The 356-nt window shown below is 38.5% G+C and carries 2 tRNA genes; both read right to left on the bottom strand.

From position 1 onward, the window contains the following. Positions 1 to 24: 24 nt before the first annotated feature. Positions 25 to 100, bottom strand: a tRNA-Thr gene (locus H5154_RS23270). A gap of 72 nt (positions 101 to 172) precedes the next feature. After that, positions 173 to 248 (bottom strand) — tRNA-Phe (locus H5154_RS23265). Positions 249 to 356: the final 108 nt, after the last annotated feature.

The raw sequence follows: 356 nt of genomic DNA, 5'->3' as shown, positions 1-356 counted from the left end.
TTTAAAACATTTAATTTAAATAAATGGTGCCGACTAACCGAGTCGAACGGTTGACCTACTGATTACAAGTCAGTTGCTCTACCAGCTGAGCTAAGTCGGCACACTAAACTGTGTGCTAAGGCACGCATAATGGTGTTTTAATCATTTTATTTAAACACCATTATTTAAATAATGGTGCCCAGAGGCGGAATCGAACCACCGACACGAGGATTTTCAATCCTCTGCTCTACCGACTGAGCTATCTGGGCAATTTCAGTATTAATAAAAATCACAAAGGATTTTCAATGCAATTCCCACTTAGCTCTACTGACTGAGCTATCTGGGCAATTTCAGTATTAATAAAAATCACAAAGGAT

Origin of the sequence: Pseudoalteromonas sp. SR44-5, from assembly GCF_014163675.1 — a bacterium.
GTDB classification, from domain to species: Bacteria; Pseudomonadota; Gammaproteobacteria; order Enterobacterales; family Alteromonadaceae; genus Pseudoalteromonas; species Pseudoalteromonas rhizosphaerae.
Note: the sequence above shows the minus strand (reverse complement) of the source record. Positions and strands in the feature narration are given on the sequence as shown.